The following is a 26,176-nucleotide window of genomic DNA, read 5'->3' as shown; positions in this document are numbered from 1 at the left end:
GCCCGTTGATCCGTTAATCTTGATGAACCGCTGGCCTGGCCGCTAGTGACCTTTACCGCCGGCTCATGTAAAAGCCGTTCACATGAGCTGGCGCAAGGACCAAGGCCGCGCCGAGCGCGGCTATCATCACGGCAATCTCAAAGAGGCGTTGCTGCAGGCAGCCCTCGACCTGATCTCGAAGAAGGGGCCGGCCGGCTTCACCTTCGCCGATGCCGCGCGGATGGCCGGCGTCAGCCCCGCCGCGCCCTACCGGCACTTCCGCGACCGTGACGAACTGATCGCCAGCATCGCGCAACGCGGCTTCGAGCAGTTCGAGTCGCTGCTGACGCAGGCCTGGGACGACGGCCGCCCTGACACCGTCTCGGCGTTCGAGCGGGTCGGCAAGGCCTATCTCGCCTTCGCGCGCGAGGAGCCCGCGTTCTACTCCGCGATGTTCGAATCCGGCCTGCCGGTCGATTCCAATCCGACCTTGATGGCGGCAAGCGAACGCGCGTTCGCGATCATCCGTGCCGCCGCCGAGCGGCTCGCGGCACTGGCGCCGCCCGGCACACCGCGCCCGCCGGCGATGATGATGGCGCTGCATATCTGGTCGATGTCGCACGGCGTCGCCTCGCTGTTCGGCCGCGGCGATGCCGCGCGGCGCAAGCTGCCGATGTCGCCGGAGGATCTGCTCGAGGCCGAAGTGCTGATCTATCTGCGCGGCCTTGGCTTCCTCACGGATCGCAAGCCGGGAACCGCGGCAGCCGACGAAAAGCCTGCCGGCCCGTGGGGCAAGCCGAAATAAGGTTCAACTGCTGGCCTAAAAATAATCCGAGGGGTGCGTCATCTGCTCTGCTTGACTTTCCCGAGGGCTCGGCTATCTATGTAAATGTTATTTACATTCACAACGGCGTGATTGCCGTCATGGAGAAGGAAATGGCCTACACCGCTGATGTCAATCGCTGGCGCGGCCCCGTCGAAGAGCCCTACCGACCGCACTTCTACGCGACGCCGTGGCATCCCCTGAAGATCGCCGGGATCATCCTCGGCTTCATGATCTGGTGGCCGATCGGCCTCGCCCTTCTCTTTTTCACACTCGGGAGCAGAAAAATGGCCTGTTGGAGTCACTACGATCAGGATCGTTGGGCGAACAAGATGGAGCGCATGCAGGACAAGATGGAGCGGATGAAGAGCCGCATGGAGCGCCGCGGCTTCCCGTTCGGCGGCTTCGGCCCGCCCACCAGTGGCAACCGCGCCTTCGACGAGTACCGCCAAGACACGCTGCGCCGGCTCGAGGAAGAGCAGGTCGAGTTCAAGAACTTCCTCGATCGCCTGCGCCACGCCAAGGACAAGGAAGAGTTCGACGCCTTCATGGCGCAGCACAAGACCCGGCCGACCCCGCCGAACGATCAGCCGCCGCAAGGCTAATTTGGAAGGCTGGCTGATCCCGCGAGGCAAGCACTGAGCCTTCAGGCGATGTGCCCCCATAACACCTGATGGCCCCGAGCCGCCCGTTTGCGACAAGCAAGCGGGCGGTTTGCATTGTGCGGCTGCCATGCCCACTCTATCGTCCTGAAGCGGGGCGATGAGGTGATCATGGCGACATTTGCGACGGCCAGTCCTGACGATCTCTGGCTTGCGATCCGGCGCGAGGCGGAAGCTGCTGTCGTCGCCGATCGCTTTCTCGAGGCGTCGGCTGCCTTCATCCTCGATCAGGGCGACTTCGGCGGCGTGCTCGCCTTCCTGATCGGCCGGGGCATCAGTCGCGCGGAAACCGATCGCGCGCAGTTCGTGCGCACCGCCCGCGAGGCGTTCGCGGCCGAACCCGCGCTGGTCGAAGCCGCGGCCATCGATCTAGTGGCCATCGTGGGCCGCGACCCGGCGATCACGGGCTTGCTGCAGCCGCTCCTCAACTTCAAGGGTTACGTCGCGCTGCAAGCCTGGCGGGTGTCGAACTGGCTGTGGCGCCACGATCGCCCGGACCTCGCGCTGTTGATGCACAGTGCCGCGGCGGACCAGTTGCAGATAAGCATTCACCCGTCGGCCCGGATCGGAACGGCAGTGTTCCTCGATCACGGCACCGGCATCATCATCGGCGCGTTGGCTTCGGTTGGCGACGAGGTCACGATCCTGCAGAACGTCACCATCGCGCGGCATCAGGATGACCCGCGCCACGCCCCGACGATCGGCCGCGGCGTGCTGCTCAGCGCCGGCGCAACGCTGATCGGAGATCTCACCGTCGGCGATTTCGCCAAAGTCGGCGCCGGTGCGCTGGTGACGTCGGATGTGCCGGCCGGCTGCACCGCCGTCGGCGTCCCGGCGCGGCTGACCAATTGCGCGGAGGCGGGTGCGCTTTCGTGAGGCGAGCACCCCCTCGCGTCGCTATGCCGGCACGAGTGCATCGGCGAGTTGCGTAAAGCTGTCCGCGTGGAGGTCGATCCAGGATTCCGGTGCGACGTCGACCTTCGCCGCCGGCCCGAATTCCAGCGGACGGGCGACGAACGCGGTGCGCATGCCGAAGGCGCGCGCCGCCTTCAGGTCGTATTTGTGGCAGGCGACCATCAGGATCTTGTCGGCGGGATAGGCGAGGTAGTCGACGGCGAGCTGATACACCGCGGGTGACGGCTTGTAGCTGCGCGCAAGCTCCGCGGTCAGCACGGCATCGAACGGCAGTTTCGCGTGCTTGACCACCGCCACCACCGCGGCCATGCCGGCATTCGACAAGGTCGAGGTCACGAACCGGCTACGCAGGCGCGCAAGGCCCTCGACGCTGTCGGGCCATGCGTCGAGCTTGCTCCACACGGTGTTCAATTCGTCGCGCTCGTGGCTCGTGAAGGCCGCCGAGAGCCCGTGGCGATCGAGCAGCACATCCAGCGCCTCGCGATAGATGCGGTCGACCCGAATCCACGCGCGCTTGCCGGCGATCACGTCGTCGAGCGCGGCACGATAGAGATCGCGCCACTCACTCGAGAGCCTGGCCCAGTCGAGCGTGAGCCCCTTCGCGGTGTTGACGGCCTGCCCCGCACGCAGGATCGGCTGATAGAAATCGACGCACGTCCCCTGGACGTCGAACGCGATGGCGCGGATCTCATCGCGCCACGTCGCGGCTCCTGCCGGCTGTGTCCCCGTCATCGCGGCCATGATCGATAGTCCTCCGGCAGTCATGAAGTGTCGTCTGGTCAGATCGGGTAGCACGGTTTGTTCCCCGGTTGCGGGTATTGGAAATATCCTCACCGAATCCCTCGTCAGGTGAGCACCCGGTCAGGCTCCCTCTCCCCTTGTGGGAGAGGGTGGGGTGAGGGGTGGCCCCGGGCGCGATGCGAGAGATAGGCGATCGTTGGTCAGCGTGCGGGGCGGCCGTCGCTATCCTCTTTGTCAGCGAAGCAAGCGGTACCCCTCTCCCGAACCCTCTCCCACAAGGGGAGAGGGAGCCCTGCCGGTGTGCTCGCCTCACTGCATGATGAGAGAGCGACCCCAGCTAAACATTCGACCCATGGATCGCGTCGATCACCGCATCGGTCACTTCCTTGGTCGTCGCCGTGCCGCCGACGTCGGGCGTCAGCACGCCGGCCGCGCACACCTTCTCCACCGCGGCCATCAGGCGCGCGGCGGCATCCTTTTCGCCGAGATGCTCCAGCATCTGCGCACCGGTCCAGAAGGTCGCGACCGGATTGGCGATGCCCTTGCCGGTGATGTCGAACGCCGAGCCGTGGATCGGCTCGAACATCGAGGGGAAGCGGCGCTGCGGGTCGATATTGCCGGTCGGCGCGACGCCGAGGCTGCCGGCCAGCGCGCCTGCCAGATCGGACAGGATGTCGGCGTGCAGGTTGGTCGCCACGATGGTGTCGAGGCTCTTCGGATGCAGCGTCATCCGCACCGTCATGGCGTCGACCAGCATCTTGTCCCAGGTGACGTCGGGAAATTCCTTCGCCACCTCGGCGGCGATCTCGTCCCACATCACCATGCCGTGGCGCTGCGCGTTCGACTTGGTCACCACGGTGAGGAATTTGCGCGGCCGCGACTGCGCGAGCTGGAACGCATAGCGCATGATCCGCGTCACGCCGACGCGCGTGAACACCGCGACCTCGGTGCCGACCTCTTCCGGCAGGCCGCGGTGTGCACGTCCGCCCATCCCGGCATATTCGCCTTCGGAGTTCTCGCGCACGATTACCCAGTCGAGATCGCCGACGCCGACATTGCGCAGCGGCGAGGCGACACCGGGCAGGATTTTTGTCGGCCGCACATTGGCGTATTGGTCAAAACCCTGGCAGATCGGCAGCCGCAGGCCCCACAGCGTGATGTGGTCGGGCACGTCGGGCGCGCCGACCGCGCCGAAATAGATCGCGTCGAAATTCTTCAGGTCCTTGAGCCCGTCGGCCGGCATCATCACGCCGTGCTTCTTGTAATAGTCCGAGCCCCAGTCGAAGGTCTTGACGTTGAAGCTGATGTCGCCTGAGCGCTTCGCCAGCGCCTGGAGCACGCGGACACCCGCGGAGATCACTTCGGGGCCGATGCCGTCGGCGGGAATAGCGGCGATGGAATGGGTACGCATGGTTGTCTCCGGATCAGTGGTTAGCGGGTTCGCATGGGGTTAGGCTGCGGTTCGGATTGCGCGGGCGCGGCTTGCGCGCGCGACAGCAGCAGCGTGAGCACGGCCGACAGCACCAGCAGGCCGGCGACGAAATAGAGGCCGCCCTCGAAACTGCCGGTGCGTTCCTTGATCCAGCCGATCATTGCAGGTCCGACGAAGCCGCCGAGGTTGCCGATCGAGTTGATGGTGGCGATCCCGGCCGCGGCGGCCGAGCCTGACAGGAACATTGTCGGCATGCTCCACAGCGGCGGCTTCGACGAGGAGATGCCGATATTGACCAAGGTCAGCGCCGCGATCACGGCGGCGAGGCCGGTCCACAATCCGGCAAGCGCAAGTCCTGCGGCCGCGATCAGGCAGGCGATCACGACGTGCCAGGTGCGTTCGCCGGTGCGGTCGGAATGCCGCGCCCACAGGATCATCGCGATGACAGCGATGGTTGCCGGCACCGCGTTGAGGAAGCCGACTTGCAGCGACGACAGGCCGAACGCCTTGATGATCTGCGGCGCCCACACACCAAGTGTGTAGAGCCCGGCCGAGGTACCGAAATAGACCAGCGACAGCGCCAGCACGCGCGGATCGGCGAGGCCACGCCAGATGCTGTGGCTCGCGGTGGCGGCCTTGCCGTCGTTCTCGGCCTTCATGGTCTTGACCAGCCAGGCGCGTTCGTCATCGGCGAGCCATTTGGCCTGCTCCGGCCGATCGGTCAGGAAGCCGAGCACGACGAAGCCGAGCAGCACGGCGGGCACGGCCTCCAGCACGAACAGCCATTGCCAGCCCTTGAAGCCGAACAGGCCGTCCATCTCCAGCAGCGCGCCCGACACCGGCGAGCCGAGCACGGTCGAGAGCGGCGCTGCGGCCATGAACAGCGCGGTGACCGCGGCGCGCTGCCGCGCCGGGAACCAGTAGGAGAGGTAGAGGATGATGCCGGGGAAGAAGCCGGCCTCGGCGGCACCGAGCAGGAAGCGCAGCACATAGAAGCTGGTCGCGCCCTGCACCAGCGCCATCGCCGCCGAGACCAGGCCCCAGGTGATCATCACCCGCGCGATCCAGATCCGCGCGCCGATCTTGTGCAGGATGATGTTGGAGGGCACCTCGAACAGAAAGTAGCCCCAGAAGAAGATACCGGCGCCGAAGCCATAGACGGTCGGCGACAGGCCGATGTCCTTGTTCATGGTCAGCGAAGCGAAGCCGATATTGACGCGGTCGATGAAGGCTACGAAGTACAGCAGCATGATGAACGGCACGATGCGCAGTGAGATCTTGCGCAACACGCGCGTGCCAAGCTCGCTTTCCATTGGCTTCCTCAGGGTTCGTCTTGTTTATTGGGACGGCGCATGTCGCCGCGCCATCGGGAAGCTAGAGGCTTGCGCCCTTCCGATTCAATCCGCGCCGGTTTATACAAAAAAATGATATAATCGCCGCAGCTCTCACCGGCGTCATGCCCGGCCTTGTGCCGGGCATCCACGCCTTGGCGGCACAGGGAGACGTGGATGGCCGGGACAAGCCCGGCCATGACGATGACTGGGCCGAAGGGAAGTTTGGACCTTGGAATTGCACCAGCTTCGCTGCTTCGTGGCGGCCGCCGAGGAACTGCATTTCGGCCGCGCGGCGCAGCGCCTGCAGATGATGCCCTCGGCGCTCGGCCGCCACATCAAGCTGCTGGAGGAGGATCTCGGGGTGCGGCTGTTCGCGCGCACCACGCGCGCGGTGTCGCTGACCGAGGACGGCGCTGTTCTGCTGCGCGAGGGGCGGGCGCTGCTCGGCCGCGCCGAGGCGATCGAGAACGGCTTTCGCCGCCGGCTGCGCAAGCCGCAGGCGCGGCGCTTCCGGATCGGCGCGATCGACAGCGCCGCGGCCGGCCTCTTGCCGCCGCTGCTGCGCGACCTCCGTGCCGCGCATCCGGACGTTGCCGTGCAGCTGCTCGAGGAGAAGACCATCCGGCTGCTGCCGAAGCTGTTGTCGGGCGCGCTCGATCTCGCCTTCGTGCGCCCGCCGGAGCGGCCCGACCGGCGCATCGAGTTTTTTCCGCTGCTGCAGGAGACCGCCGTGGTGGCGCTGTCGCACAAGCATGCGCTGGCGCGGCGCAAGCAGATCGTGCTGTCCGATATCGCCGATCAGCCCTTGATCGTGCCGGAGCGCCGCTCGCGGCCGCACAGCCACGATCTCACGACCAAGCTGTTCGACGAGGCCGGGCTGACGCCGCGCATCCAGGAGATCGCCGACGAGAAGCAGACCATCGTCAATATGGTCGCAGCAAGGCTCGGCGTCGCCATCGTGCCGCGCTGGACCGCGCGGATGGCGATCCCGGGCGTGCGTTTCGTTCCCTTAAGGCTCAAGCGCGGCAGCAGCACCGGCCGCCTGCCGCTCGCCGCCGCCTGGCTGAAAGGCTCCCGCGATCCGGTCCGCGACCAGGTGATCGCGGTGCTCGAGGCGAGGTTGAAGAGTTACGCGAGGGAGGCGTGAGCGCATACTTCACCTCGTCATTCCGGGGCTCGCGAAGCGAGAACCCGGAATCCATTTCATCGCGTACTGCGGCTTGATGGGTTCCGGGCTCGCGCCAAGGGGCGCGCCCCGGAATGACGAAGGGGGCACCCTACCGCTGCTCCGCCGAGCTTTCCGACGCTCCGGTCTTCACCGCAGGAAACAGGACCGCCGCAGCGACCACGCCGGCAATCGCTCCGAACGCTGCAAGAACGAACGGGGCCGCGAATGCCGAAGTCGATTCCGTTGTCGCGAGCATCGCCCCCAGCGCGGCGATGCTGATGGCAAAGCCGGCCTGGCGGACGATCATGGTCATGGCCGACGCCATGCCGGCCTGCGCGGGCGGCGCCAGCGCCAGTGCGACGCTTCCCAATTGCTGGTTCGCCAGTGCAGCGCCGATGCCGATCGTCAGCATGCCGGCCGCCGTTGCGATGCTGCGCAGCCCGGCGTCGGCGGATAGCGCAGCGATCACGAGCAGCACATCTCCGGCAGCGATGATGCCGGAGGCGACCATGAAGAAGCGCCGCCAGCCCCATTGGGTGACGAAGCGGCCACCGAGCAGCGGGACGAGCAGCATCGGCAATGTCGCCGCAAGCAACGCCACGCCAGCCACTTCCATGCTGACATGCAGGGCGGTGCTCAGGAACAGCGGCAGATAGACCAACACCGCCCAGTAACCGAACTGGATCGCGGTCAACGAGGCCGCGACCCCGATCATCGGCGGAGCCGCGAACACGCGCGGGTCGAGCACCGGGTTGCGGCTGCGCCACTGCTGCCGGACGAACCCGACGGCGGTCGCCACGCTTGCGATCAGCTCGGCCGCTCTCACGATCGGCGAGGGGTCATGCCTCAACAGCGCATCGATCGCGAGACCCAGCGAGAGCGTCAGCAGGACGATACCCACCGGATCGAGCGGTCGCCCGCCCGGCTGATGCGTCTCGGCAACGACCCGCGGCACGGCAAGGGCCAGCGTCAGGCAAAAGGGGATGTTGGCATAGAAGATCCAGCGCCAGCCGAACCAGGCGGCAAGCAGGCCACCGAGCGTTGGGCCTAGCGCCATGGCGACGCCCGAGATCATCCCGATGGTGCCGAAGGCCTGCGCCCGCTGAGGCTGATGCGGGAATGCCGCGGCGACCAGCGCGATGGCGCCTGTGCTCAGGAAGGCCGCTCCGATGCCTTGCAGCATGCGTGCGGCGAGCAGCAACGGACCGCTCGTCGCCGCGCCGCAGGCAATCGACGCCAGCAGAAACACCATGTTGCCGGCCAGCATCGCGCGCCGCCGCCCGAACCGGTCCGCAAGCGCGCCTGATGCCAATAGCGCGCCGGTGAGGGCAAGGCTGTAGGCGTCGATCACCCAGGCCGAACCGGCGATCGCAAATCCGAGATCCCCGGCAATGCCCGGCATGGCGACCACGACCGCGGTCACATCGAACAGGATCAGGAACGCGCCAAGACCAAGAACGAGCGTGATCAGGGTCGATCGCTCGTGGGCGACGTCAGATGAGCGATCGTGCATGCCACGCTGCCTCCCAATCCCGCCCGGGGTTGTACCCGCACGAGGTTTGCCTACGCCCGTCGTGCTGACAGCGTGGTGTCAGCAGGGCCGGCTGCCTGAACCTGTTTGCGATCGGGACGGACCAACTTGCAAAGCAAGTGTCATATTGGCCTGCTAGCGCTTCAGTTGCGGCCTGCCCGTGCGCTCCTGCGCGGAAGTGGCTTGACGCTTCGCCGGCATTCCTTGACCGGAGGGGACCATGCTCCGCATCGTCACGTGTCTGACGCTTTTGATTTCCCTTCAAGCGGCCGCGGCGCAAGACAGGGCGCCGGGCGTTTCTTCACAGCCCTATTTGGGCGGATCCACTTCGCCGCCGACCGATCTGCCGTCCGGGATCGGCAGTTACTGCATCTACGAAAACCTCATCTTCTCGATTGGCTCGCCCATGTGCATCGGCAAGACGAGCTACGTATGTGCTCCCGCGACAAACGATGCGGAGCTCGGTCAGCGGGGGTATTGGTCAGCAAGACCAGCCGACCCGAAACTGACCGCGCCGGTGTGCCAGTAGACCGGCTCCGGTTTCCCGCTTGAATCCTCATCGTCGTCCTGGCGAAGGCCAGGACCCATTACCCCAAGTCTCGATTGTTGCACGACGCTGGGGCCGCGAGCGCGTTCATCACCGAATGCGGTGGTTATGGGTCCTGGCTTTCGCCAGGACGACGAACGGAGGGAGATCGCGCCGAGACGACGAGACATACCGTGCCGCGATGACTCTTCGCCTAGTTCACATACACAAGGCTATAAACATACGACTTCGTCCCCTTGCGGCTCACCCAGTCGCCTTCCGGCGGGTGATCGCCCTGGGCGGCCGGCAGCACGTTCCAGGGGCGGCCGCTGCAGCATTGGCTCTCGGCGTCCCAAGCCACCCAGCCCCAGCCCGGCCGGTGCTCGATCCAAAGATCCTAATCCTGACGCTGGTAGCCGACGGTTCCATCGGGGCGGACTTTCCGGACAAAGCTGTAAACCCGGTCGTCACTCTGCCGGCGCAGCTCAAATCTCTCCAGGTTTTGCGGAGCGGCCATGAGTTCCTCGTTGGTAGACTCGCGTTATGTTATAATATAACAGTTTTCTCATGGCGCATACGCACTCCCACGACGACCACCACCATCACGGCCACAGCCATCCCCACGGGCACAGCCATGGCCCCTCGGCGCATCCGGCCCAGGCTGCGCCCTGGTCGATCCTGCGCATGCCGGTGCCGGCCCGGCTGGGCGCGGCGCTCGCGGTCTCGGCCTGCCTGTGGGCCGTCGTCTGGCTGGCGATGAGGTGAATGATGGGGTCTCCGCTTGTCACCTTCCGCGACGTCACGCTCGGCTATGACCGCCATCCGGCGGTGCATCATCTCAATGGCGCGGTCGAGGCGGGCGCGCTGCTGGCCGTGATCGGCCCGAACGGCGCCGGCAAGTCGACGCTGCTGCGCGGCATCGCCGGCGTGCTGAAGCCGCTGTCGGGCGTGATCGATCTCGACGGCCTCGACCACCGTGACATCGCCTATCTGCCGCAATCTGCCGACATCGACCGCACGTTTCCGATCTCGGTGTTCGATTTCGTCGGCACCGGGCTGTGGCGCTCGACCGGCTTCTTCGGTGGCATCGGCAAGGCCGCGCGCGACAAGATTTTGGCGGCGCTCGCCGCGGTCGGCCTCAACGGCTTCGAGAACCGCCCGATCGGCACGCTGTCCGGCGGCCAGATGCAGCGCATGCTGTTCGCACGCGTGCTGTTGCAGGACGCTCGCCTGATCGTGCTCGACGAGCCGTTCAATGCCATCGATGCCAAGACCACCGCCGATCTCCTGTCGCTGGTGAAGCGCTGGAACGGCGAGGGGCGCACGGTGCTGGCGGCGCTGCACGACCTCGACATGGTGCGCAACAATTTCCCGGAAACGCTGCTCCTGGCGCGCGGCCCGGTGGAATGGGGCCCGACCGCGGAGACGCTGACGCCGGATAATCTGACGGTCGCGATGCGGATGTGCGAGGCGTTCGACGACAGCGCCGCGGCCTGCGCCGCCGATCCGCGCTCACGGGCCGCCCGACGCCGATGCTGACTGACGCGCTGATCACGCCCTTCACCGAATTCGAGTTCATGCGCCGCGCGCTCGCGGCTGTCATCGCGCTGTCGCTCGGCGGTGCGCCGATCGGCGTGTTCCTGATGCTGCGGCGGATGAGCCTCGTCGGCGATGCCATGGCGCATGCGATCCTGCCGGGCGCTGCGATCGGCTTCCTGCTGTCCGGGCTCAATCTGTTCGCGATGACGACCGGCGGCCTGATTGCCGGCTTTGCGGTGGCGCTGCTCGCCGGCCTCGTCGCCCGCACCACCGAGTTGAAGGAGGACGCTTCGCTTGCGACCTTCTATCTGGTCTCGCTCGCGCTCGGTGTCACCATCGTCTCCATCAAGGGCACCAATATCGACCTGCTGCACGTGCTGTTCGGAAATATCCTGGCGATGGACGACCAGACCCTGCTGGTGATCGCGTTCAACGCCACCATCACGCTCTTGGTGCTCGCGGTGATCTACCGTCCGCTGGTGATCGAATGCGTCGATCCGGTGTTCCTGCGCACCGTGAGCCGCGCCGGCGCGCCGGCGCATCTCGCCTTCCTCGCGCTGGTCGTCGTCAATCTCGTCAACGGCTTCCATGCGCTCGGCACGCTGCTCGGAGTCGGGCTGATGATCCTCCCCGCCGGCATTGCGCGGTTCTGGTCGCGCGACATCACCACCATGATCTGCATCGCGGTCGCGAGCGCGATCGTGTCGGGCTATGCCGGGCTGGTGCTGTCGTACCAGACCCGGATTCCCTCCGGCCCTGCGATCATCCTGGTCGCGGCGGGCCTCTATATCGTGTCGCTGCTGTTCGGCAATGTCAGCGGCCTGGTCCGGCAGCTGTTTCCCGGCCGCCATCTCGAGGCGTGAGGACGATGCGGCGGTTATTCGGGTTGATCGGTCTGGTGCTGCTGCTGGCGAGCGGCGCGGCGCGCGCCGAGGAGCGCATCAACGTCGTTGCGAGCTTCTCGATCCTCGCCGACATGGTGCGCAATGTCGGCGGCAACAGCGTCGACGTGGCGGCGCTGGTCGGGCCCGACGGCGACGCGCATGTCTACGCGCCGACGCCGGCGGATGCCAAGAAGGTCGCCGGCGCGAAACTTCTGGTCATCAACGGCCTCGGCTTCGAGGGCTGGCTGCCGCGGCTGCTGCAAGCCTCCGGCAGCAAGGCGCCGGTCGCGATGGCAACCAAGGGCATCATGCCGCGCAAGATGGGCGGCCATGACGATCCGCATGCCTGGCAATCGGTGGCCAATGCGAAGATCTATGTCGTCAATATTCGCGACGGGTTGATCGCAGCGGCCCCCGACCATGCCGGCGTCTTCAAGGCCAATGCGGACGCCTATCTGGCCAGGCTCGAGGCGCTCGACCGGGAGGTGCATGAGGCGGTGGCGAAAATACCGGACGCGCGGCGCAAGGTGATTTCGACCCACGACGCCTTCGGCTATTTCGCCGACGCCTACGGAATTACGTTTTTCTCGCCGCTCAGCGTCTCGACCGATTCCGAGCCCAGCGCACGCGATATCGCCGCCATCATCGCCCAGATCAGGGTCGCGAAAATTCCGGCAGTTTTTCTCGAAAATATCAGCGATCCCCGCCTGGTCGAGCGGATCGCGGCCGAGACCGGGGCCAAGGTCGGCGGGACCCTGTATTCGGACAGTTTGACGGCCGAAAAGGGCCAGGCACCCACTTACATTGATATGGTCAGGCACAATATAAAGGCCCTGACCAGCGCGCTCGCCAACTAGGGCAGGGGCCCCCTTGCCGGGATTGAGCGCGGCCCCAAGTTCCTCGGAGTTGTTATGGCTGAAGCTTCGCAAAAAATTCCAGTGACCGTGCTGACGGGCTATCTCGGCGCCGGCAAGACCACGCTGCTGAACCGCATCCTGTCGGAAAACCACGGCAAGAAATACGCCGTCATCGTCAACGAATTCGGCGAGATCGGCATCGACAACGACCTCATCATCGGCGCCGATGAGGAAGTGTTCGAGATGAACAATGGCTGCGTCTGCTGCACGGTGCGCGGCGACCTCGTCCGCATCATGGACGGGTTGATGAAGCGCAAGGGCAAGTTCGACGCCATCATCGTCGAGACCACGGGCCTTGCCGATCCAGCGCCGGTCGCGCAGACTTTCTTCGTCGACGAGGACGTGCAGAAGAACGCCCGGCTCGATGCGGTGGTGACCGTCGCCGACGCCAAGTGGCTGAGCGACCGCCTCAAGGACGCGCCGGAAGCCAAGAACCAGATCGCGTTCGCCGACGTCATCGTGCTGAACAAGACCGACCTGGTCTCGAAGGCTGAGCTCGCCGAGGTCGAGGCCCGGATTCGCGGCATCAATCCCTACGCAAAACTGCATCGCACCGAGCGTTGCCAGGTCGGGATTGCCGATGTGCTGGAGCGCGGCGCGTTCGATCTCGACCGCATCCTGGAGATCGAGCCGGATTTCCTCGAGGCCGGCGACGGTCACGACCACGACCACGATCATCACCACGGTCATGACCATGATCACCATCACCACGATCACGGCCACGGGCTCAAGCACTATCACGACGAGGACATGCAATCGCTGTCGCTGCGTTCGGACAAGCCGCTCGACCCGACCAAGTTCATGCCCTGGTTGCAGAACCTCGTCGCCACCGAAGGCCAGAAGATCCTGCGCTCGAAGGGCATCCTCGCCTTCACCGGCGATGACGACCGCTACGTGTTCCAGGGCGTCCACATGATGCTGGAGGGCGACCATCAGCGGAAGTGGAAGGACGGCGAGAAGCGCGAAAGCCGCGTCGTGTTCATCGGTCGCGAATTGCCGGAGCAGGCGATCCGCGACGGCTTCGAGCAGTGCATCACCACGTGATGAAAGAGTTCGATCCGGGCGAGGCCCCTTCTTCCATCGTTTCGATCACCGACCGCGTCAAGCCGCTTCCGCTCGGCGCGGCGGTCGGTTCGGTGCATTTTCTCGGCGACCGCGCGTTCTTCGTCGGCGCCGAGGAGAGCGTCGCGATCGCGACTGCCGACGGCGAGATCACGCGGACCGAGACGCATTTCGGCGCCATCCTGTGCGCGGTCTCCGACGGCAAGCGGCTCGTCACCGGCGGTGACGACGGCAAGCTGATCGCGGTCGACGCCAAGGGCGAGACCTCTGTCATTGCGACCGACGCCAAGCGGCGCTGGATTGACAATGTCGCCCTGCACGGCGACGGCACCGTGGCGTGGTCGGCGGGCAAGACTGCCTTCGTGCGTAATCCCAAGGGCGAAGAGAAAACCTTCGAAGTGCCGTCGACCGTCGGCGGGCTGGCGTTCGCGCCGAAGGGCCTGCGGCTTGCGATCGCGCATTACAACGGCGTGACCTTGTGGTTTCCCAACATGGCGGCCAATCCGGAATTCCTGGAATGGGCCGGCTCGCATCTCGCGGTCTCTTTCAGCCCGGACAACAAATTCCTGGTCACAGCGATGCACGAGGCCGCGATGCATGGCTGGCGGCTCGCCGATAACCGGCACATGCGGATGAGCGGCTATCCCGGCCGCGTGCGCTCGATGTCATGGAGCGCCGGCGGCAAGGGGCTCGCGACCTCGGGCGCCGACACCGTGATCGTCTGGCCGTTCACCAGCAAGGACGGCCCGATGGGCAAGGAGCCGGCGATGCTGGCCCCGATGCCGGCGCGGGTCGCGGTGGTCGCCTGCCATCCGAAGAACGACATCATGGCGGTCGGCTATGCCGACGGTACCGTGCTGATGGTCCGGCTCGAGGATGGCGCCGAGATTCTGGTGCGCCGGAATGCCGGAACGGCGGTCTCTGCGTTGGGATGGAATGCCAAGGGGACGCTGCTCGCCTTCGGCACGGAAGATGGTGACGCGGGCATCGTGGAAATGTAAGAGATCGCTGCATCGTTCTCGGGCGAGGAAGAATCGGCAGCGCCATGCGATTTCTCACCACATTCCAGCTCGCCGATTTCATTGACACGCTGGTCAGCCTGACGTCAGCTTTCGTGCTGGGCACGCTGATCGGGGCCGAGCGGCAGTACCGCCAGCGCACCGCGGGGCTGCGCACCAATGTGCTGGTCGCGGTCGGCGCGGCGGCTTTCGTCGACCTCGCGATGCATCTGGCCGGCGCCGACGGCGCGGTGCGGGTGATCGCCTATGTGGTGTCGGGGATCGGCTTCCTTGGCGCCGGCGTCATCATGAAGCAGGGCATGGACGTGCGCGGGCTGAACACCGCGGCGACGCTGTGGGCCTCGGCCGCGGTCGGCTCCTGCGCCGGCGCCGACCTGGTGGCGCAGGCGGCGGTGCTGACCGTGTTTGTGATCGCCGGCAACACGCTGTTGCGCCCGCTGGTCAACGCCATCAACCGCATCCCGCTGAACGAGAAGGCGCTTGAGGCGACCTACTACTTCAAGCTCGCGGTCACCCCCGAGGTGCTGCCTGACATGCGCGACCGCTTAGTGGAGAAGCTCGAGGCCGCGAATTATCCGGTCGCCGATGTCAACGTGGTCGAGGCCGGCGACGACTTCCTGGAGATCGTGGCGGAGCTGGTCTCGACCGCGGTCGACCCCAACGAGCTGAATGCGGTGGTGGTCGACCTGCAGCATCAGCCGGGCGTGCGGCACGTGACCTGGGAAATCAGCACCACGGATTGAGGCCGGGTTCCCGCAAGCTCTGCTCAGGAACCATGCGGCAGCCGGATCGTTGACCTCGCTGACAATGCGCGGGTGAACGAGATGGTTGCGGATCGGACCAGGCTGCGGAACGACGTGCTGATCGCCTCAACGCTGGTGGTGGCTGGCGTTGCGATCGCGGTGGCTTCGCTGCACGCGATCAACGCTGCCCCGCCGCAGGAAATGGCGCAGGCGACCCAGCCGCCGCAGACAACGCCGCCGGCCGAGTCAAAACCCGGTGGCGAGCGGCCGACCACGCCGGCGCCGGAGCCGGCGCGTCCCGACGCTGAGACCCAGAAGGCCGGCGCCAAGCCGGCGCTGCCGCCGGCGCCCGCCGAGAAGATCGCGCCGCCGATCGAGAAGAAATAGCCGCGTTCGGCCGACGCATTGTGACGCGCATTTGACTGATGCTGCCGATTATACGGTCTCGCCTCCGCCGCCCGCGCCCGTCATAATCTGTCGTCTTGCCAACGACAGATGGGGCTTTTCATGAAGATCGAGGACGTCCGGCGCACCGCCTATTCGATGCCGCTCACCAACCCGTCGTTTCCGCCGGGACCGTACCGGTTCTTCGACCGCGAATATTTCATCATCACCTATAAGACCGATCCGGAAGCACTCGCGGCCGTGGTGCCGGAGCCGCTCGAGGTTGCCGAGCCTGTCGTGAAGTATGAATTCATCCGCATGCCCGACTCGACCGGCTTCGGCGACTACACCGAGACCGGGCAGGTGATCCCGGTCCGCTTCAAGGGCGAGCTCGGGGCCTATACCCACGCGATGTATCTCGACGACGAGGCCCCGATCGCCGGCGGCCGCGAGCTGTGGGGATTTCCGAAGAAGCTAGCGCGGCCCAAGATCGCGGTCGAAAGCGACGTGCTGGTCGGCTCGCTGCATTACGGCTCGGTGCTCTGCGCCTCCGCCACGATGGGCTACAAGTACCACAAGGTCGATCACGACACGGTCTTGAACGCGATGAAGGCGCCGAACTTCATCCTGAAGATCATTCCGCATGTCGACGGCACGCCGCGGATCTGCGAGCTGGTGCGTTTCCATCTCGACGACATCACCTTGAAGGAGGCCTGGACAGGGCCCTCCGCGCTCGGTCTATTCCCGCACGCGCTGTGCGACGTCGCCCGCCTGCCGGTGCGCGAGGTGGTCTCGGCGCTGCACTACAAGGCGGACCTGACGCTCGGCCTCGGTTCGGTCGCGTTCGACTACATGGCGAAGTGAGCCGCTGTCATTCCCAGGTGCGCAATTGCGCACCTGAGGGGCTGGCCCTTCGGGCCATCCCGGAATGACGAGAGCCAGCCCATCGCGCCGGCTACTGTGCATGGGGTTGTTTTCGAGATTTTGCCGGAAGGCCTCTCAGCGCACCAGGACGTTCTTGAACTGCCAGGGATCGCTGGTGTCGATATCTTCCGGGAACAGTCCCGGACGATCCGTCAGCGGGGTCCAGTCGGTGTAGAAACCCTTCACCGGGCCGAGATACGGCAGCTGGATTTCCAGCAGGCGATCGAAATCCATCTCGTCGGCTTCGACGATGCCTTCGTTCGGGTTCTCCAGCGCCCACACCATGCCGCCGAGCACGGCCGAGGTCACCTGCAGGCCGGTCGCGTTCTGATAGGGCGCGAGCTTGCGGGTCTCTTCGATCGAGAGCTGCGAGCCGTACCAGTAGGCATTGTTGTCGTGGCCGAACAGGAGCACGCCGAGTTCGTCGATGCCGTCGACGATTTCGTTCTCGTCTAGGATGTGGTGCTTTTCCTGCATCTTGGCTGCGCGGCCGAACATTTCATGCAGCGACAGCACGGCATCGTCAGCCGGATGATAGGCATAGTGGCAGGTCGGCCGATAGATCGCCTTGCCCGATGCGTCATGCACCGTGAAGTAATCGGCGATCGAGATCGACTCATTGTGGGTGACGAGGAAGCCGTACTGCGCGCCGCGGGTCGGGCACCAGGTGCGCACGCGCGTATTGGCGCCGGGCTGCATCAGATAGATGGCCGCGCCGCAGCCGGCTTCGTGGGTATGCGCATTCTCGGGCATCCATTTTTCATGGGAGCCCCAACCGAGTTCGGACGGCTGCACGCCTTCCGACAGGAAACCTTCCACCGACCAGGTGTTGACGAAGACATCCGGCTCCTTCGGCGACTTGGAGCGCTGGGTGTCGCGTTCGGCGATATGGATGCCCTTGATGCCGGCCTGCCGCATCAAGTCCGCCCATTCGGCCTTGGTCTTCGGCTTGGGGGCATTGAGCTTCAGATCGGCGGCGACGTTGAGCAGCGCCTGCTTGACGAAAAACGAGACCATGCCGGGATTGGCGCCACAGCAGGAGACCGCCGTCGTCGAGCCCGCCGGACGCGCCTTCTTGGCGGCCAGCGTCACTTCACGAAGCGCGTAGTTGGAGCGCGCTTCCGGGCCCTTCGAAGCATCGAAATAGAAGCCGAGCCAGGGCTCGTTGACGGTGTCGATGTAGAGAGCGCCCAGTTCGTTGCAGAGCTCCATGATGTCGGTCGAGCCGGTATCGACCGAAAGATTGACGCAGAAGCCCTGACCGCCGCCCTCGGTGAGCAGCGGGGTCAGCAGGTCGCGATAATTGTCCTTGGTCACGGCCTGCTGGATGAATTTGACATTCTGCTTCTGGCAATGGGCCTTGCGGCCCTCATCCTTGGGATCGATCACGGTGATGCGCGACTTGTCGTAATCGAGATGCCGCTCGATCATCGGCAGCGTGCCTTTGCCGATCGAGCCGAAGCCGATCATGACAATGGGGCCGGTGATTTTCGCGTAGATCTGCGAGGAGGGGCTCATCATTTTCTCCAGGAGAGCGCCGAGCGGCGGGTAGAGTGGATCAGGGGTTGCGTCGCTTTGCGGTGACTTCGATCTCGACCTTCATCTCGGGCCTGTAGAGCCCCGCGACGATCAGCAGCGTCGCGGCAGGTCGAATCTCGCCGAGCACCTCGCCGCAGACCACGAAATGGGCATCCGCGTCACTGATGTCAGTGAGGTAGTAGGTCGCGCGGACGATGTCGGCCATCGCGAAGCCGCCCTCGTTGAGGGCAGCCTCGATGGTCTTGAAGCAGTTCCGTGACTGGCTCGTGACATCATCAGGCATGGTCATCGTGGTGTAGTCGTAGCCGGTGGTTCCCGCGACAAAGGCGAAGTCACCGTCGATCACGGCACGGCTGTAGCCCGCGGTTTTCTCGAACGGCGAGCCGGTGGAAATCAGGCGGCGGGGCATGTTGGACCTCGACGGAAAAAGGCTTTGCGCGGGGTTTACGGGCATTTTTGGCGCCCGCGCAACCCCTTCTATTCTGGGCCTTGCGGCCGGCGCTAGTGGGACTGCTGCGTGGTGTCCGGCGGCGACGGCGGCGTGCCGGTCCAGCGCCGGATCAGGATGTCCCGGACGATCATGACCGAGATCAGGACCAGCATGACCGTGGTGACGAGGCCGCGCCAACGCGGGCGCGCGCCATCGATTGCGGGAACGTTCTCTGCCATGGTGCCCGCCTTACGCCGCGTGCGGCACGGCGAGCGGTGCCTTCCGGTTGCGGGTTGCCTTGCTCGTTGCCTTGGTCTTGGGCAGCGGTGCGCCGGTCGGCGTGATCATGCCCCAGGCGCCGTCCAGCGCGCCCTCGACCAGCTCGAGGCCGAGCAGCCGCTCGCGCTCGAACGCGCCGGGCAGCGACAATTCGTCGGTCCTGGCGGCGGTGAAGCCATAGCGGGCGTAGTAGGGCGCATCGCCAAGCAGGATCACCGCGCCGTAGCCGCGGGCCTTCGCCATGGCCAGCGCGCGCTGCATCAGCGCGGCGCCGACGCCGAGGCCGCGGCAGTCGTCACAGACCGCCAGCGGCCCCAGCATCAGCGCGCTGCGGCCCCCCGCGCTGACGTGCCACAGCCGCACGGTTCCAACCAGCCGGCCGTCCTGGTGCACGGCCGCAAGGCTCAGGCCTTGGGCGGGCGCGCGTCCGTCGCGCAGGCGCTGGCAAGTGCGGGCATGGCGGTTCTCGCCAAAGCAGGCATCCAGCAGCGCTTCGCGCGCGACGACGTCCGAAGCCCGCTCCGCACGGATCGCGAACGGAGCGGCATTTCGGATGAGGGCAACGGGGGTGTTCCGTTTTGCAGTCATGGCACGTCAGTCCCCGCTTGCAACGGCATGTCGCACGCCGCGCAAGCGTCGTTCAGAAAAATCAAAAATGATCGGGAAGGAGCCGGCGGGGCCGGCTCCCGGTTCATCAGGTCTCGAAAAGGAGGCGGCTTAGATGTGGTAGGTCTTCAGCGGCGGAATGCCGTTGAACGCCACCGACGAGTAGGTCGACGTATAGGCGCCGGTGCCTTCGATCAGCAGCTTGTCGCCGATCTCGAGCGTTACCGGGAGCGGATACGGCAGCTTCTCGTACAGCACGTCGGCGCTATCGCAGGTCGGACCCGCGAGCACGCACGGCGTCATGTCCGCCCCGTCATGCGGGGTGCGGATGGCGTAGCGGATCGACTCGTCCATCGTCTCGGCCAAACCGCCGAATTTGCCGATGTCGAGATAGACCCAGCGCACTTCGTCCTCGTCGCTCTTCTTCGAGATCAGAACGACTTCGGTCTCGATGATGCCGGCATTGCCGACCATGCCGCGGCCCGGCTCGATGATGGTCTCCGGGATCTGGTTGCCGAAATGCTTGCGCAGCGCGCGGAAGATCGACCGGCCATACTGCAGGACCGGCGGAACGTCCTTGAGATACTTGGTCGGGAAGCCACCGCCCATGTTGACCATGGTGAGGTTGATCCCGCGCTCGGCGCAGTCACGGAACACGGTCGAGGCCATCGCGAGCGCGCGGTCCCACGCCTTCACCTTGCGCTGCTGCGAGCCGACATGGAACGAGATGCCGCACGGCTCCAGACCAAGGCGCTTGGCGAGGTCGAGCACGTCGACCGCCATCTCCGGATCGCAGCCGAACTTGCGCGACAGCGGCCACTCGGCGCCGGCGCAATCATAGAGGATGCGGCAGAACACCTTCGCGCCGGGAGCGGCGCGGGAGATCTTCTCGACCTCGGCGGCGCAGTCGACTGCGAACAGGCGAATGCCGAGCGCGAAGGCACGCGCGATGTCGCGCTCCTTCTTGATCGTGTTGCCATAGGAGATGCGGTCCGGCGTCGCACCGGCAGCCAGCGCCATCTCGATTTCCGCAACGGTTGCGGTGTCGAAGCAGGAGCCGAGCGAGGCGAGCAGCGCCAGCACTTCGGGCGCCGGGTTGGCCTTCACGGCGTAGAACACGCGGCTGTCCGGCAGCACCTTCGCGAAGGTCTGGTAATTGTCGCGCACGACATCGAGGTCGACGACGAGGCACGGCTCGGTGTCGAGACCTTCGCTGCGGCGGTGACGCAGGAATTCCTGGATACGTTCGGTCATGGCACTCTCCAACGGCCCCAGCGACGGGATCCGCATCAACGTGACGTCGGATAAGAGTGCTCTGGCCGCATTGCGCGATGGAGGCGCAACGAAAGCCAAAAGACTCAAACCAGACTGTGCTGCCGTGGATTGGTTGGGAGAGTTTCCCGCCCGCACACCTGGCAATGAAGGACAAGCCTTTTCAGTAGCCCGCGCCGGCGTTGGACTGCCGGTAGAGACCAAAAAAGCCCGATCCGTCGTTGCTTTAAGTCGCGTCCCCCGTTGAGAGCGGGGTGCGCCGGTTCGCCTCCGGCTGCCAGTCACGGTTGCAAAGAGTGGTGAGACCTTCAACGGCATCCCTGGAGAGGGAGGCTGGCCACCTCGTGTCCTGACGGACGTAAGCGACCCTCGGTTCTTCCACCCCTTGGCGGCTGTCCGGCCTCTTGTCCGGATACCTACCGACTGACACACGACCACAGGCACGTGCGAAATTGGGCAAGGCAGGAAATAAGTCTTTTGAATTCGCTTCGCAAGAATTTTTTTGCGATAGCGACAAATTTCCCTAACGCGTGCTTGCGATGGCACGCCGAGCAGGCGTTGAAGATGAACGGCTGTTAAGAATGACTAACGAAGCGTGTGCGTTTAAGCCCTGTGCCGCAGCGCTTTCTTGAATCGCTTCAGCTCACGCGCGACGCGTGAACGGCTCGACGCGCTGCGCGGCGCGGATGAAGGCGATCATGATCAAGACGCCGATGCCGAACAGCACGGCCTGCAGGATGTGCGCGCCGACGTCGTCGAGCCCGAACAGGATCGCGAGCGCCCAGCCGCCGGCGAAGGCCGCGCCGAACACTTCCGCGCCGATCAGGATCGCCGCCGAGATCACGGTGATGACGCTCGGCCAGAGGATCTGGCTCTTGCCTGCGGTGGAGGGCTGCATGGTCATGGAATAGGTCCTGTTCAGGGGCGCAATCTCTCCGAAAAGAGCCCATCTATCAAGCGCAAAAGGCCCAAAAATGCCGTATCGCGTGATATAGATTGGGCAGCATTTTCAAGGCGAAAAACGGGACATTCGATGTCAGAAACCAGCGCAGAGGCCGACGTCCAGACTTTTGCCAACCCCCTCCTGAAGGCGTGGCAGACGCCGCTCGAGACCCCGCCCTTCGCCGAGATCAAGCCGGAGCATTTCCTCCCCGCCTTCGAGCAGGCCTTCGCCGACCATTCGGCCGAAGTGGCTGCGATTACCCATGATCCAGCGATGCCCGACTTCGACAACACGATCACGGCGCTGGAACGCTCCGGCAAGCTGCTGTCGAAGGTCTCGGCGGTGTTCTACGACCTGGTCTCGGCCCATTCGAGCCCTGCGATCCTCGAGATCGACAAGGAGGTGTCGCCCCGAATGGCGCGGCACTGGAATCCGATCATGATGAACGCTGTGCTGTTTGGCCGCATCGCCATGCTGCACGAGAAGCGCGCCTCGCTCGGCCTGACCGGCGAGCAGATGCGGCTGCTGGAGCGCACCTATACCCGCTTCCACCGCTCCGGCGCCGGGCTCGACGACGCGGCCAAGGCCCGCATGGCCGCGATCAACGAGCGCCTCGCCCAGCTCGGCACTTCGTTCAGCCACCATCTGCTCGGTGACGAGCAGGAGTGGTCCATGGAGCTCGGCGAGGGCGACCGCGCCGGCCTGTCCGACACATTTGTGGCGGCCGCCAAGGCTGCGGCGGAAGAGCGCGGCATGGGGGGCAAGGCGATCGTGACGCTGTCGCGCTCCTCGGTCGAGCCGTTCCTGCAGAGCTCGTCGCGGCGCGACCTGCGCGAGAAGGTTTACAAGGCGTTCACGGCCCGCGGCGACAATGGCAACGCCAACGACAACAACGCGACCATCGTGGAGATCCTCACGCTCCGCGAGGAGACGGCGAAGATCCTGGGCTTCCCGACCTACGCCGCCTACCGCCTCGAGGATTCCATGGCCAAGACGCCGGAGGCTGTGCGCGGCCTGCTGGAGCGGGTCTGGAAGCCGGCACGGGCGCGGGCGCTCGCCGACCGCGATGCGCTGCAGGCGCTGATCGCTGAGGAGGGCGGCAATTTCACCCTGGCGTCCTGGGACTGGCGCTACTACGCCGAGAAGCTGCGCCAGCGCCGCGCCAATTTCGACGATTCCGCAATCAAGCCGTATCTCGTGCTCGACCACATGATCGAGGCCGCGTTCGACTGCGCCACGCGGTTGTTCGGCGTCACCTTCGCGGAGCGCAAGGACGTCCCGGTCTGGCACCCGGATGTGCGGGTCTGGGAGGTCAAGGGCCGCGACGGCCAGCACAAGGCGCTGTTCTATGGCGACTACTTCGCGCGGCCTTCCAAGCGCTCCGGCGCCTGGATGACCTCGCTGCGCGACCAGCAGAAGCTCGACGGCGACGTCGCGCCGCTGGTCATTAATGTCTGCAACTTCGCCAAGGGCGCCGACGGCGCGCCGTCGCTGCTGTCGCCCGACGACGCGCGGACCCTATTCCACGAGTTCGGCCACGGCCTGCACGGCATGCTCTCGAACGTGACCTACCCGTCGCTGTCGGGGACGTCGGTTTTCACCGACTTCGTCGAGCTGCCCTCGCAGCTCTACGAGCACTGGCAGGAGCGGCCCGAGGTGCTGCAGCGCTTCGCCCGCCACTACCAGACCGGGGAAGCGCTGCCGGACGACCTGCTCAAGCGCTTCCTTGCCGCGCGCAAGTTCAACCAGGGCTTTGCCACCGTGGAGTTCGTCTCCTCGGCGCTGGTCGACCTCGAATTCCACACCCAGCCGGCGGCGGCGAGCCGCGACGTCCGCGCCTTCGAGCAGAAGGAGCTGGAGAAGATTGGCATGCCTGCCGAGATCTCGCTGCGGCACCGGCCGACCCAGTTCGGCCACATCTTCTCCGGCGACCACTATGCCTCGGGCTACTACAGCTACATGTGGTCGGAGGTGATGGATGCCGACGCGTTCGGCGCCTTCGAGGAGGCTGGCGACATCTTCGATCCGGCGACCGCCAAGCGGCTCCATGACGACATCTATTCGTCGGGCGGCTCACGCGATCCCGAGGAGGCCTATGTCGCCTTCCGCGGCCGCGAGCCGGAGCCGGACGCGCTGCTGCGCCGTCGCGGCCTGCTCGAGACGCCCGAGGCGGCCTGAAGGTGCGGCAGTCCCTGAAGTGCCTGATCGCCGGGCTCGCGCTTACGGCGTCCGTCGTGCTCGGCACGGTGGCCGCCGCGGCCCATCCGCATGTCTGGATCGTGGCGAAGAGCGAGCTGATCTACGCGCCCGACGGCACCATCACGGGGGTCCGCCACGCCTGGACCTTCGACGACATGTTCTCGACCTATGCGCTGCAGGGCATCGAGACCAAGGTGAAGGGCGCCTACAGCCGCGAGGAGCTGGCGCCGCTGGCGCAGACCAATGTCGAGTCGCTGAAGGAATACGCCTACTTCACCTTCGCTAAGGGCGACGGCAAGAAGCAGAAGTTCACCGAGCCGGTCGACTACTTCCTCGAATACAAGGATTCGGCGCTGACGCTGCACTTCACGCTGCCGGTGAAGACGCCGTTCAAGGCCCGGCAGCTCTCGCTCGAAGTGTTCGACCCGACCTACTTCATCGACTTCCAGTTCGCCGAGAAGGAGCCGGTCAAGCTGGTCGGCGCCGCGGCCGACTGCAAGATGGCGTTCGAACGGCCGAATGACGGCACCGCCGCCGCGCAGAAACTCGGCGAGCAGAACTTCCTCGACGGCAGTGCCGGCAATTTCGCGATGATGTTCGCCAACAAGATCACGGTGGATTGCCCATGACGCCGATCGCCTCCCGCGCGATGCGGGGCCTCGCCGTGTCCGCTGCCGTGCTGGCGGCATTCGCGGTGCTGGATGGTGCGGTTCATGAGCTGCTGGCGCAAAATCCATTCGGCGCGCCGCGGGCGGCCGAGCCGCAAGGCGGCATCGTCGGCTGGCTGCTGGCCAAGCAGTCGGAGTTTTATCGCGAGATGTCGGCGACCATCCGCGCCGCGAAATCCGACGGCTCGGCGGTCTGGACGCTGCTTGCGATCTCGTTTGCCTACGGCATCTTCCATGCCGCCGGCCCCGGCCATGGCAAGGCGGTGATTTCGTCCTACATGGTCGCCAATCGCGAGACCGCGCGGCGCGGTATCGTGCTGTCGTTCGCCTCGGCGCTGATGCAGTCGCTGGTCGCCGTCGCCATCGTCGGGATCTGCGCCTGGCTGCTCAACGCGACCGCGAAGACCATGTGCGGGGCGGAGAAGGCGATCGAGATCGCGAGCTACGCGCTGATCGCGGCGTTCGGCGCCCGGCTGGTCTGGGTCAAGGGTGGCGGCTTCCTCCGCGCGCTCCGGCTACCGCGCCCGGCGCCGGCGATGGCCGGCGCGCATCGGCACGATCACGGCCACCATGAACACGATCACCACGACCATGGCCATGAGCATCATCATCGTCACGCGCATGACGATCATGACCATCATCATGACCACGGCCACGATCACGGGCATGACGCGCAGCACGTCCATGACGAGCATTGCGGCCATTCGCACGGGCCGACGCCGGCTGAACTCGCCGGTCCCGGCGGCTGGCGGCGCGGCTTAGGTGCGATCCTCACGGTCGGGATCCGGCCGTGCTCGGGCGCGATCCTGGTGCTGGTGTTCGCGCTGGCGCAGGGCCTGTTCTGGGCCGGCATTGCTGCGACCTTCGTGATGGGGCTCGGCACCGCGATCACGGTGGCCGCGATCGCGCTGGTCGCGGTGTCGGCGCGCGGCGTGGCCGAGCGGCTGAGCGGCGCGCGCGACGGCGGCGGCATGGTGATCATGCGCGGCCTGGAATTCGCCGCCGCCGCGCTCGTGCTGCTGTTCGGGCTCGGGCTGCTGTTCGGCTATGTCGCGGCCGAGCGGGCGACGTGTTTGTAGGGTCCCTTAGTCCCGCGCTGTCTCTTGATCTGTCCCCCTGAGGAGCGCGTAGCGCGTCTCGAAGGGTCGACGGCCACCAGCGGGGCCGTGCATCCTTCGAGACGCCGCTACGCGGCTCCTCAGGATGACGGGGAGGAAAGGGAATTCAGGCTCAACTCGTCAGGTACCCCTTGATCGCCGGCAGGAAGAAAACCGCGATGTTGATCGCAAAGCCGATGCTCCAGAGGATCGAGCGCAGCGTCGGGCGGTTGCCGATATAGGTGAAGACGTAGGCGATCCGCACGATCAGGAACAGCACCGCGAGCTCGTCGATCAGCCGCAGCGGCCCGACACGGAATTCGGCGAGCAGCACGGCGAAGGCGAAGAACGGGAAGGCCTCGATGCCGTTCTGGTGGGCGCCGAGCGCCCGCGAGCGGATCGGGTCGTCGTAGAAATCGGGGTCGCGAGGCTTCGAATTGTCGAAACCGCGGATGCCGGCCCATTTCACCGATACGATCGTCAGCAGCGAGAGCAGCAGCGTCCCGAAGACGCACCATTCGGCGATCGTCATGGTTCCTCCCAATTCACGGAGGGGAACG

29 protein-coding genes are annotated in these 26,176 nt (G+C 65.6%); 18 read left to right on the top strand and 11 right to left on the bottom strand.

What is annotated here, in order from left to right:
* Positions 1–82 precede the first annotated feature (82 nt).
* From ACE103_RS37645 to ACE103_RS37635, 3 genes are all read left to right on the top strand, one after another.
* The gene (locus tag ACE103_RS37645; RefSeq protein WP_375777119.1) at positions 83–784 is read left to right on the top strand and encodes a TetR/AcrR family transcriptional regulator; all 702 of its coding nucleotides are present in this window, start codon (positions 83–85) and stop codon (positions 782–784) included.
* A gap of 131 nt (positions 785–915) precedes the next feature.
* On the top strand, positions 916–1,407 hold the full coding sequence (locus ACE103_RS37640; RefSeq protein ID WP_212314351.1) for a DUF2852 domain-containing protein: 492 nt from the start codon (positions 916–918) through the stop codon (positions 1,405–1,407).
* Between the two features lie 168 nt (positions 1,408–1,575).
* A complete protein-coding gene (locus ACE103_RS37635; protein ID WP_375777118.1) occupies positions 1,576–2,340 on the top strand; it encodes a serine acetyltransferase in 765 nt (254 codons plus the stop codon).
* A gap of 21 nt (positions 2,341–2,361) precedes the next feature.
* On the opposite strand, the gene ACE103_RS37630 is transcribed toward ACE103_RS37635, so the two are convergent.
* The 3 genes from ACE103_RS37630 to ACE103_RS37620 all read right to left on the bottom strand — a co-directional run bounded on the left by ACE103_RS37630 (position 2,362) and on the right by ACE103_RS37620 (position 5,865).
* Entirely contained in the window at positions 2,362–3,120 is a 759-nt protein-coding gene (locus tag ACE103_RS37630; RefSeq protein WP_375777117.1) for a haloacid dehalogenase type II, read from the bottom strand.
* A 337-nt stretch (positions 3,121–3,457) separates the two neighbouring features.
* On the bottom strand, positions 3,458–4,531 hold the full coding sequence (locus tag ACE103_RS37625) for a tartrate dehydrogenase (protein WP_375777116.1): 1,074 nt from the start codon (positions 4,529–4,531) through the stop codon (positions 3,458–3,460).
* Positions 4,532–4,551: 20 nt separating this feature from the next.
* Entirely contained in the window at positions 4,552–5,865 is a 1,314-nt protein-coding gene (locus ACE103_RS37620; RefSeq protein WP_375777115.1) for an MFS transporter, read from the bottom strand.
* A gap of 250 nt (positions 5,866–6,115) precedes the next feature.
* Between ACE103_RS37620 and ACE103_RS37615 the strand changes: the two genes are divergently transcribed.
* Positions 6,116–7,033, top strand: a complete 918-nt coding sequence (locus ACE103_RS37615) for a LysR family transcriptional regulator (protein ID WP_223966839.1) — start codon at positions 6,116–6,118, stop codon at positions 7,031–7,033.
* 130 nt (positions 7,034–7,163) lie between these two features.
* Here ACE103_RS37615 and ACE103_RS37610 read toward each other — a convergent pair whose 3' ends face one another.
* Entirely contained in the window at positions 7,164–8,567 is a 1,404-nt protein-coding gene (locus ACE103_RS37610; protein ID WP_375777114.1) for an MFS transporter, read from the bottom strand.
* Positions 8,568–8,805: 238 nt separating this feature from the next.
* Between ACE103_RS37610 and ACE103_RS37605 the strand changes: the two genes are divergently transcribed.
* The 10 genes from ACE103_RS37605 (at position 8,806) to ACE103_RS37560 (ending at position 16,523) form a co-directional block, all read left to right on the top strand.
* Positions 8,806–9,114, top strand: coding sequence for a hypothetical protein (locus tag ACE103_RS37605; protein ID WP_375777113.1), 309 nt, complete (start codon positions 8,806–8,808; stop codon positions 9,112–9,114).
* A gap of 564 nt (positions 9,115–9,678) precedes the next feature.
* Complete coding sequence (locus ACE103_RS37600; RefSeq protein WP_212313921.1) at positions 9,679–9,876, top strand: hypothetical protein; 198 nt, start codon at positions 9,679–9,681, stop codon at positions 9,874–9,876.
* Positions 9,877–9,879: 3 nt separating this feature from the next.
* A complete protein-coding gene (locus tag ACE103_RS37595; RefSeq protein WP_375777112.1) occupies positions 9,880–10,650 on the top strand; it encodes a metal ABC transporter ATP-binding protein in 771 nt (256 codons plus the stop codon).
* Positions 10,644–11,513 (top strand): metal ABC transporter permease, encoded by an 870-nt coding sequence (locus ACE103_RS37590; protein ID WP_092123731.1) that lies wholly within the window; start codon positions 10,644–10,646, stop codon positions 11,511–11,513. The genes ACE103_RS37595 and ACE103_RS37590 overlap by 7 nt, the downstream gene beginning before the upstream one ends.
* Before the next feature lie 5 nt (positions 11,514–11,518).
* The gene (locus ACE103_RS37585) at positions 11,519–12,391 is read left to right on the top strand and encodes a metal ABC transporter substrate-binding protein (protein ID WP_375777111.1); all 873 of its coding nucleotides are present in this window, start codon (positions 11,519–11,521) and stop codon (positions 12,389–12,391) included.
* A gap of 54 nt (positions 12,392–12,445) precedes the next feature.
* Positions 12,446–13,495: a CobW family GTP-binding protein gene (locus tag ACE103_RS37580; RefSeq protein ID WP_375777110.1), complete on the top strand. Its 1,050-nt coding sequence runs from the start codon at positions 12,446–12,448 to the stop codon at positions 13,493–13,495.
* On the top strand, positions 13,495–14,514 hold the full coding sequence (locus ACE103_RS37575) for a WD40 repeat domain-containing protein (RefSeq protein ID WP_375777109.1): 1,020 nt from the start codon (positions 13,495–13,497) through the stop codon (positions 14,512–14,514). The genes ACE103_RS37580 and ACE103_RS37575 overlap by 1 nt, the downstream gene beginning before the upstream one ends.
* Positions 14,515–14,558: 44 nt before the next feature.
* Positions 14,559–15,275 (top strand): MgtC/SapB family protein, encoded by a 717-nt coding sequence (locus ACE103_RS37570; RefSeq protein WP_223966853.1) that lies wholly within the window; start codon positions 14,559–14,561, stop codon positions 15,273–15,275.
* 81 nt (positions 15,276–15,356) lie between these two features.
* Complete coding sequence (locus ACE103_RS37565) at positions 15,357–15,662, top strand: hypothetical protein (RefSeq protein ID WP_375777108.1); 306 nt, start codon at positions 15,357–15,359, stop codon at positions 15,660–15,662.
* 120 nt (positions 15,663–15,782) lie between these two features.
* The gene (locus ACE103_RS37560) at positions 15,783–16,523 is read left to right on the top strand and encodes an acetoacetate decarboxylase (protein ID WP_171948001.1); all 741 of its coding nucleotides are present in this window, start codon (positions 15,783–15,785) and stop codon (positions 16,521–16,523) included.
* Positions 16,524–16,658: 135 nt separating this feature from the next.
* On the opposite strand, the gene ACE103_RS37555 is transcribed toward ACE103_RS37560, so the two are convergent.
* The 5 genes from ACE103_RS37555 to ACE103_RS37535 form a co-directional block, all read right to left on the bottom strand.
* Positions 16,659–18,101: a homospermidine synthase gene (locus ACE103_RS37555; RefSeq protein WP_375777107.1), complete on the bottom strand. Its 1,443-nt coding sequence runs from the start codon at positions 18,099–18,101 to the stop codon at positions 16,659–16,661.
* A gap of 40 nt (positions 18,102–18,141) precedes the next feature.
* Complete coding sequence (locus tag ACE103_RS37550; protein WP_375777106.1) at positions 18,142–18,531, bottom strand: RidA family protein; 390 nt, start codon at positions 18,529–18,531, stop codon at positions 18,142–18,144.
* Positions 18,532–18,623: 92 nt separating this feature from the next.
* Positions 18,624–18,791, bottom strand: a complete 168-nt coding sequence (locus ACE103_RS37545; protein ID WP_173638729.1) for a hypothetical protein — start codon at positions 18,789–18,791, stop codon at positions 18,624–18,626.
* Between the two features lie 10 nt (positions 18,792–18,801).
* The gene (locus ACE103_RS37540) at positions 18,802–19,419 is read right to left on the bottom strand and encodes a GNAT family N-acetyltransferase (RefSeq protein WP_375777105.1); all 618 of its coding nucleotides are present in this window, start codon (positions 19,417–19,419) and stop codon (positions 18,802–18,804) included.
* 129 nt (positions 19,420–19,548) lie between these two features.
* On the bottom strand, positions 19,549–20,691 hold the full coding sequence (locus ACE103_RS37535) for a type III PLP-dependent enzyme (protein ID WP_223966860.1): 1,143 nt from the start codon (positions 20,689–20,691) through the stop codon (positions 19,549–19,551).
* Here ACE103_RS37535 and ACE103_RS37530 point away from each other — a divergent pair.
* Positions 20,690–20,956 (top strand): hypothetical protein, encoded by a 267-nt coding sequence (locus tag ACE103_RS37530; protein WP_212424036.1) that lies wholly within the window; start codon positions 20,690–20,692, stop codon positions 20,954–20,956. The genes ACE103_RS37535 and ACE103_RS37530 overlap by 2 nt on opposite strands.
* A 396-nt stretch (positions 20,957–21,352) precedes the next feature.
* On the opposite strand, the gene ACE103_RS37525 is transcribed toward ACE103_RS37530, so the two are convergent.
* Positions 21,353–21,613, bottom strand: coding sequence for a hypothetical protein (locus ACE103_RS37525; protein WP_223966862.1), 261 nt, complete (start codon positions 21,611–21,613; stop codon positions 21,353–21,355).
* 129 nt (positions 21,614–21,742) lie between these two features.
* On the opposite strand from ACE103_RS37525, the gene ACE103_RS37520 reads away from it, so the two are divergent.
* From ACE103_RS37520 to ACE103_RS37510, 3 genes are read left to right on the top strand one after another with little or no spacing between them, the layout of a single operon-like run.
* A complete protein-coding gene (locus ACE103_RS37520; protein WP_375777104.1) occupies positions 21,743–23,830 on the top strand; it encodes a M3 family metallopeptidase in 2,088 nt (695 codons plus the stop codon).
* A gap of 2 nt (positions 23,831–23,832) precedes the next feature.
* Positions 23,833–24,480, top strand: coding sequence for a DUF1007 family protein (locus ACE103_RS37515; protein WP_375777103.1), 648 nt, complete (start codon positions 23,833–23,835; stop codon positions 24,478–24,480).
* Positions 24,477–25,598, top strand: coding sequence for a nickel/cobalt transporter (locus tag ACE103_RS37510; protein WP_375777102.1), 1,122 nt, complete (start codon positions 24,477–24,479; stop codon positions 25,596–25,598). The genes ACE103_RS37515 and ACE103_RS37510 overlap by 4 nt, the downstream gene beginning before the upstream one ends.
* Before the next feature lie 151 nt (positions 25,599–25,749).
* Here the strand turns inward: ACE103_RS37510 and ACE103_RS37505 are convergent, their stop codons facing one another.
* On the bottom strand, positions 25,750–26,148 hold the full coding sequence (locus tag ACE103_RS37505) for an MAPEG family protein (RefSeq protein WP_375777101.1): 399 nt from the start codon (positions 26,146–26,148) through the stop codon (positions 25,750–25,752).
* Positions 26,149–26,176: the final 28 nt, after the last annotated feature.

Source organism: Bradyrhizobium sp. ma5 (assembly GCF_042258955.1).
Lineage (GTDB): Bacteria > Pseudomonadota > Alphaproteobacteria > Rhizobiales > Xanthobacteraceae > Bradyrhizobium.
This window is presented reverse-complemented; position numbering and strand designations above follow the sequence as displayed.